Below are 729 nucleotides of genomic sequence, written 5' to 3'. Positions count from 1 at the left end.
GTACAAGGCAAGGATGGCGAGTTTCAAATCGTCTATGGTCGCAGAAGACTAGCGGCAGCTAAGCAGCTTGGGATCGGATTCAAAGCGGCCGTCCGCGAGCTAACCGATGAACAAGCTGTCATTTTCCAAGGGGAAGAAAACACAGCTCGAGAGGATCTTTCATACATCGAAAAATGCGCTTTTGCGCTTGCGCAACAGGAAGCAGGATACAAACGGGATACCATCTGCGCTTCGTTGTCGACCGGAAAATCGCACGTTTCCGAGATGATCAAAATCGCCTCCTCGGTCGACAAGGAGATACTGCAATCGATTGGCAAAGCCCCCGGGATTGGTCGAGGACGATGGCAGGAATTCTCAAACCGCTATTCCGTCGATGGCTCACTCGCGAAAGCCTTCGATCTTACTCACAAAAACAAATTCCGCGAGGCAACGTCCGATGACAGATTCATCATGCTGCTTGAGACGCTCCCGTCGGATACCAATGCGATTAAAGGACCTGCGGCTCCGGCCAAGCCATCAAAGCCCATGATTGCTATGAAATCCTGGGCTGCTCCAGACAAAACGGTCAGCGTCAGCCTCAAAGACAACGGAAAAACTACCATGATTGCCGTGGGAGAGGCCGAAGGATCGCGTTTCGCAGCGTTTATCGCCGGACAACTGGACGACCTGTTTGAGGCCTTTCGGAAGTCCACCACGAAACAAGGAGTCTGAAGCCGCAAAAGAAAAAGG

General features: G+C 52.1%; 1 protein-coding gene. It reads left to right on the top strand.

The window, feature by feature from the left end; translation table 11 throughout:
• Nucleotides 1–711, top strand: a 711-nt coding sequence (gene repB / locus EN750_RS37380) for a plasmid partitioning protein RepB (protein ID WP_127399481.1), incomplete at its 5' end; no start/stop codon positions are given.
• Nucleotides 712–729 lie beyond the last annotated feature (18 nt).

Origin of the sequence: Mesorhizobium sp. M7A.F.Ca.ET.027.03.2.1, from assembly GCF_003999175.1 — a bacterium.
Taxonomy (GTDB): domain Bacteria; phylum Pseudomonadota; class Alphaproteobacteria; order Rhizobiales; family Rhizobiaceae; genus Mesorhizobium.
Note: the sequence above shows the minus strand (reverse complement) of the source record. Positions and strands in the feature narration are given on the sequence as shown.